At 66.8% G+C, this 6074-nt stretch carries 5 protein-coding genes and 1 riboswitch; of the genes, 2 read left to right on the top strand and 3 right to left on the bottom strand.

Features of this window, described 5'->3' with window-relative positions:
- Positions 1 to 102: hypothetical protein (locus tag A5688_RS28465; protein WP_431602663.1), on the top strand; the 102-nt coding region annotated here is incomplete at its 5' end.
- Positions 103 to 105: 3 nt separating this feature from the next.
- On the opposite strand, the gene A5688_RS00400 is transcribed toward A5688_RS28465, so the two are convergent.
- From A5688_RS00400 to A5688_RS00390, 3 genes are read right to left on the bottom strand one after another with little or no spacing between them, the layout of a single operon-like run.
- Entirely contained in the window at positions 106 to 840 is a 735-nt protein-coding gene (locus tag A5688_RS00400; RefSeq protein WP_067910642.1) for a class I SAM-dependent methyltransferase, read from the bottom strand.
- A 3-nt stretch (positions 841 to 843) separates the two neighbouring features.
- Positions 844 to 1986 carry a homoserine O-acetyltransferase MetX gene (metX, locus tag A5688_RS00395; RefSeq protein WP_067831811.1) on the bottom strand — a complete coding sequence of 381 codons (1143 nt, stop codon included), beginning with the start codon at positions 1984 to 1986 and terminating at the stop codon, positions 844 to 846.
- 11 nt (positions 1987 to 1997) lie between these two features.
- Complete coding sequence (locus A5688_RS00390; RefSeq protein ID WP_067910638.1) at positions 1998 to 3380, bottom strand: bifunctional o-acetylhomoserine/o-acetylserine sulfhydrylase; 1383 nt, start codon at positions 3378 to 3380, stop codon at positions 1998 to 2000.
- Between the two features lie 160 nt (positions 3381 to 3540).
- Positions 3541 to 3663, bottom strand: a riboswitch (SAM riboswitch).
- A gap of 151 nt (positions 3664 to 3814) precedes the next feature.
- On the opposite strand from A5688_RS00390, the gene A5688_RS00385 reads away from it, so the two are divergent.
- Positions 3815 to 6049 carry an NADP-dependent isocitrate dehydrogenase gene (locus A5688_RS00385; RefSeq protein WP_067831805.1) on the top strand — a complete coding sequence of 745 codons (2235 nt, stop codon included), beginning with the start codon at positions 3815 to 3817 and terminating at the stop codon, positions 6047 to 6049.
- The last annotated feature ends 25 nt before the right edge of the window (positions 6050 to 6074 follow it).

Below are 6074 nucleotides of genomic sequence, written 5' to 3'. Positions count from 1 at the left end.
GGCGAAACCCAATGGATCCCACCACCACACCTCGACCGCGGCCAACCCCGCACCAACACCTTCCACCACCCCGAAAAGCTCCTGGGTGACCCGGAGGAGTAGGCCTCAGCCGGCCAACGTTGCCCGGGTGCACATGGTGACGTAGGGCAGCGCCAGGCCCGTCGAATTCGCCAGCGCCGGATGGGTGGCCAGCAATTCGCGCACCTGGTCGAGCGTTTGGGTGCGGACCTCGGTCGGCGAGGTGATGCAGTAACTGCGGGACGCGACAAGGTCGATCAACGCCTGCGGCGTGAGGTAACTCGTCCACTCGACCCGATGATGCGCCAGGTCGGCGAACGGCTCGGGCAGCGTCACCTGGGTGCGGCCGCCGTCGCCGTCGCTGCCGATGATCCGCCCCAGTTCGCGCACCCAGCCGAGCCGTTCGTCGCGGGTGTTCCACACCAAACCCAGCCGACCGCCGGGCCGCAGCACCCGGGCCACCTCCGGAATCGCGCGCTCCGGATCCACCCAATGCCAGGCCTGCGCCACCAGCACGACGTCAACGCTGTTGTCCTCCAACGGAATCTCTTCCGCGGTGCCCAGCAGCGCCCGCGTTTCCGGCAGCGAGGTGCGCAACACCTCCAGCATGTCCGGTATCGGGTCGACGGCAACCACGTCCAGCCCGCGTTCCACCAGCCGGGTCGTCAGCTTCCCGGTGCCGGCGCCCAGGTCGAGCACCTGGCGCGCCCCGACGGGCAGCAGCCAGTCGATCGCTTCCGGGGGATAGGAGGGGCGGCCACGCTCATAAGCCGCGGCCGCCGAGCCGAACGAGAGGGAGCGGTCGTGCCGCGAGCGGGTCATGCGTTACGACGCGCCTTCCCTGTTATCCGCGTCGGCCAACACCAGTGTCTTGCGGATCATTTCGCCGACCGCGTCGGATTCCACCAGGAAGCCGTCGTGCCCGCAGACGGAGTCCACGACCTGAAGGTCGGCGCAGCCGGGCAGGTGCTCGGCCAGCTCCTGCTGCAGGCGCAGCGGGTACAGCCGGTCAGACGTGATGCCGCCGACAACGACCGGAACCGGGCAGTGACGCAACGCTTTACGCACCCCACCGCGGCCCCGGCCGACGTCGTGACCGTTCAGCGCCTCGGTCAACACCACGTAGCTGCCGGCGTCGAAGCGCTCCAGCAGCTTGTCGCCCTGGTATTCGAGATAGCTTTGCACCGCGTAGCGGCCGCCGTTGTTCGGATCCTCGTCGTTCTGCCCGTCGTTGCCGAACCGGGTGTCGAGCTCGACTTCACCGCGATAGGTCAGATGCGCGAAGCGGCGGGCGATGGTCAGCCCGGTATCCGGCGCGAGCCCGGTGTCGTGGTAGTCGCCGCCCTGCCAGTTCGGGTCGGCCTTGATCGCCGCGATCTGCGTGGACTGGGTGCCGATCTGATCGGCGGTGGCACGCGCGCCCACCGCCAGCAGCAGCCCGGCCCGCACCCGGTTCGGGTGGCCGACGATCCACTCCAAAGCCCTTGCGCCACCCATGGATCCACCGACCACGGCGGCGACCCGCTCGATCCCCAGTGCGGTCAGCGCGGCGATGTCGGCCTCCACCTGATCACGGATCGAGATCCGGGGGAACCTTGAGCCCCAAGGCTTTCCGTCCCGGGTCCGCGAACTCGGTCCGGTGGAGCCGCGGCAACCGCCCAGCACATTGGTGGCCAGCGCGCACCAGCGGTTGGTGTCGATCGGCGCGCCCGGCCCCACCATTTCGTCCCACCAGCCGCCGGTGGGGTGTCCGGGTCCGGCGGACCCGGTGACATGCGAGTCGCCGGTCAGCGCGTGCAGCACCACCACCACGTTGTCCCGCGTCGGCGACAACTCGCCCCAGCGCTGGATGGCGATGTGCACGTCGTCGATGACCGCGCCGCCTTCGGTGGTCAGCGAACCGATGGGGACGAAGCCGATTTCGCCTTCGTCGGGCAGTGTCTGGGTCGGGACGTCGGAGATCGTCATGGCCGGGCTCCTTAGAACGCCGCCACGGCTTGCGGATCGGTGCCGGACGCGCCCGCGGTCGCGCCGAATTTGCTTGCCGCGGCGAATCCGAGCTCCAGGTCGGCCAGGATGTCGTCGATGCCCTCGATGCCGACGGCCAGGCGCACCAGCCCGGGGCTGACCCCGGTGCTCAGCTGCTCCTGTGCGGACAGCTGCGCGTGCGTCGTGGACGCCGGGTGGATCACCAGGGAGCGCACATCGCCGATGTTGGCGACGTGGCTGTGCAGCTTCAACGCGTTCACGAACGCCTTGCCGGCCTCGACGCCGCCGGCCAGCTCGAACGCCAGTACCGCGCCGGTTCCCTTGGGCGCCAGCTTCTTTGCACGGTCATGCCAGGGCGAGCCGGGCAGGCCGGCGTAGTTGACCGACAACACGCCATCGTGGTCGGCCAGGTACTCGGCCACGCGTTGCGCGTTGGCGACATGGCGCTCCATGCGCAGGCTCAGCGTCTCGATGCCCTGGGCGACCAGGAACGCGTTGAACGGCGACGCGGCGGACCCGAGGTCGCGCAGCAGCTGCACGCGCGCCTTGAGCGCGTAGGCCGGCGGACCGAGTTCGGCGAACACCACGCCGTGGTAGCTCGGGTCGGGGGTGGTGAATCCCGGGAAGCGTCCCTGCGTCCAGTCGAAGGTGCCGCCGTCGACGATGACCCCGGCGATCGCCGAGCCGTGCCCGCCGAGGTACTTGGTGGCCGAGTGCACGACGATGTCCGCGCCGTGTTCGAACGGCTGGATCAGATACGGCGTGGCGATGGTGTTGTCGACGATCAGCGGTATGCCGTTGGCGTGCGCCACCCCGGCGACTCCCGGGATGTCCAGGATGTCGATCTGCGGGTTGGAGATCGTCTCGCCGAAGAAGGCTTTGGTGTTCGGCCGCACCGCCGCCTGCCACGAATCCAGGTCGTCGGGATCCTCCACGAAGGTGACCTCGATGCCGAGCTTGGCCAGCGAGTAGTGGAACAGGTTGTACGTCCCGCCGTAGAGCCGCGGGCTCGAGACGATGTGATCTCCGGCACAGGCGAGGTTCAATATGGCGAAAGTCTCAGCGGCCTGTCCGGAGCTCAGGAACAGCGCCGCCACCCCGCCCTCGAGTGCGGCGACGCGCTGCTCGACGACATCGGTGGTCGGGTTGCCGATCCGGGTGTAGATGTTGCCCGGCACTTCCAGCCCGAACAGGGCGGCGGCGTGCGTGGTGTCGTCGAAGGTGTACGACGTGGTCTGGTAGATCGGCAGGGCGCGGGCGTTGGTGGCCGGGTCCGGCCGTTGGCCGGCGTGCACCTGCTTGGTCTCGAATGTCCAGTTCGCGGTCGGATCGGTGTCGTGGGCGGCTTCGTGATCGGCGTTGTCGGAGGTCACGGGGTTGCTTTCTGCTGGTAGGGGTCTGCTAACGGATGGCCGGGACGCCGGAAGGGGCGTCAACCGGGGGCGCGAATTAGCAGCGACACATGATGAGGCGCGGATGGGCCGAGTGAATGCACATCACGTTTCCCTGTCTGCTCAGGGGCCCGTCATGGCGGACCCGCGCTTGCCGGATAGCCGGTTTGTGTGGCTACTCAACCTGGTCATCACCCGGGGCACCCCACCGCGGTTGGAGGGTTGCCGGCCAGCAAGCCGGGGCTTGATGCTGGCGCTCATGACCAATACGAAGACTATCTTACTGTGCCGACCCGGTGCCAACCCTCGCGGTGCACGTGCAGGTCGACACCTGTCCAAACACCCTTGATAACGTGGCAGTCAGAACGCTGAGCCCCCAAAATTTTCAACCCATCATTGACGCCGGGAGAGGGACCGTGAGCGCCGAACAACCGACCGTCATCTACACACTGACCGACGAGGCGCCGTTGCTGGCGACCTACGCGTTCCTGCCGATCGTGCGCGCCTTCGCCGAGCCGGCGGGCATCAAGATCAAGACCAGCGACATCTCGGTGGCCGCCCGGATCCTCGCCGAGTTCTCCGACGACCTGACCGAAGAGCAGCGGGTGCCGGACAACCTGGGCGAACTGGGCCGGCTGACGAAGCAGCCCGACACCAACATCATCAAGCTGCCGAACATCAGCGCCTCGGTGCCCCAGCTGATCGCCGCCGTCAAGGAGTTGCAGGGCAAGGGATATAAAATCCCGGACTTCCCGCAGAGCCCAAAGACCGACGAGGACAGGGAAATCCGCGCCCGCTACGGCAAATGCCTGGGCAGCGCGGTCAACCCGGTTCTGCGGCAAGGCAACTCGGACCGCCGCGCGCCCCAGGCCGTCAAGGAGTACGCGCGCAGGCACCCGCACAGCATGGGGGCGTGGTCGCCGGCCTCGCGCACGCACGTCGCGACCATGCGGCACGGCGACTTCTATCACGGCGAGAAGTCGATGACGCTGGACCGCGCCCGCAACGTGAAGATGGTGCTGGAGACCAAGAGCGGGCAGACCCTCGAGCTCAAGCCCAAGGTCGAGCTGCGCGAAGGCGACGTCATCGACTCCATGTTCATGAGCAAGAAGGCCCTCGTGGAGTTCTACGAGGAACAGATGCAGGACGCCTACGAGACCGGCGTGATGTTCTCGCTGCACGTCAAGGCGACGATGATGAAGGTCTCGCACCCGATCGTGTTCGGCCACGCCGTCAAGGTCTTCTACAAGGACGCGTTCGCCAAGCATCAGGAGCTCTTCGACGAACTCGGCGTGGACGTCAACAACGGGTTGGTCGACCTCTACAACAAGATCGAGTCACTGCCGGCGTCGCTGCACGAGGAGATCATCCGCGACCTGCACGCCTGCCACGAACACCGCCCCGAGCTGGCGATGGTCGATTCGGCCAAGGGCATCACCAACTTTCATTCGCCCAGCGATGTGATCGTGGACGCGTCGATGCCGGCGATGATCCGCGCGGGCGGCAAGATGTGGGGCGCCGACGGGCGGCAGAAGGACACCAAGGCCGTCAACCCGGAGTCGACCTTCTCCCGCATCTACCAAGAGATCATCAACTTCTGTAAGACACACGGGCAGTTCGATCCGCGGACGATGGGCACCGTTCCCAACGTCGGGCTGATGGCGCAGCAGGCCGAGGAGTACGGCTCGCACGACAAGACGTTCGAAATCCCCGAGGACGGCGTCGCCAACATCGTCGACCTAGACAGCGGGGAAGTGTTGCTGACCCAGAACGTGGAGGAGGGCGACATCTGGCGGATGCCGATCGTCACCGACGAGGCGATCCGGGACTGGGTCAAGCTGGCGGTCACCCGGGCGCGGAACTCCGGCATGACGGTGGTCTTCTGGCTGGACACCGAACGGCCGCACGAGGTGGAGCTGCGCAAGAAGGTCAAGGCGTACCTGAAGGAACACGACACCGAGGGCCTGGACATCAACATCATGCCGCAGGTGTGGGCCATGAGGTACACGCTGGAGCGCGCGATGCGCGGACAGGACACCATCGCCGCGACCGGAAACATCCTGCGCGACTACCTCACCGACCTGTTCCCGATCCTGGAACTGGGCACCAGCGCCAAGATGCTGTCCATCGTGCCGTTGATGGCCGGCGGCGGAATGTACGAGACCGGGGCGGGTGGTTCGGCGCCCAAGCACGTGCACCAGCTGGTCGAGGAGAACCACCTGCGCTGGGATTCCCTGGGTGAATTCCTGGCTCTGGGAGCGTGTTTCGAAGACATCGGCATCAAGACCGACAACGAGCGCGCCAAGGTGCTGGGCAAGACGCTGGACGCCGCGATCGGCAAGCTGCTGGAGAACAACAAGAGCCCGTCGCGCAAGACCGGTGAACTCGACAACCGCGGCAGCCAGTTCTACCTGGCGCTGTATTGGGCGCAGGAACTCGCGCAATCCGACGACGAGGAGCTGCGCAAGCACTTCGCCGCGCTGGCCGAGTCGTTGGGTGAAAACGAGGACAGCATCGTGTCCGAACTGGCCGAGGCGCAGGGCGAGGCGGTCGACATCGGCGGCTACTACCAGCCGGACACCGAGAAGACGACGGCAATCATGCGGCCGAGCAAGACATTCAACGAGGCGCTGGCGGCTTCGACAGGCTAGGGCCGCAAGCAGGAAGCCGGACTCG

Origin of the sequence: Mycobacterium mantenii, assembly GCF_001667865.1 — a bacterium.
Classification (GTDB): domain Bacteria; phylum Actinomycetota; class Actinomycetes; order Mycobacteriales; family Mycobacteriaceae; genus Mycobacterium; species Mycobacterium mantenii_A.
This window is presented reverse-complemented; position numbering and strand designations above follow the sequence as displayed.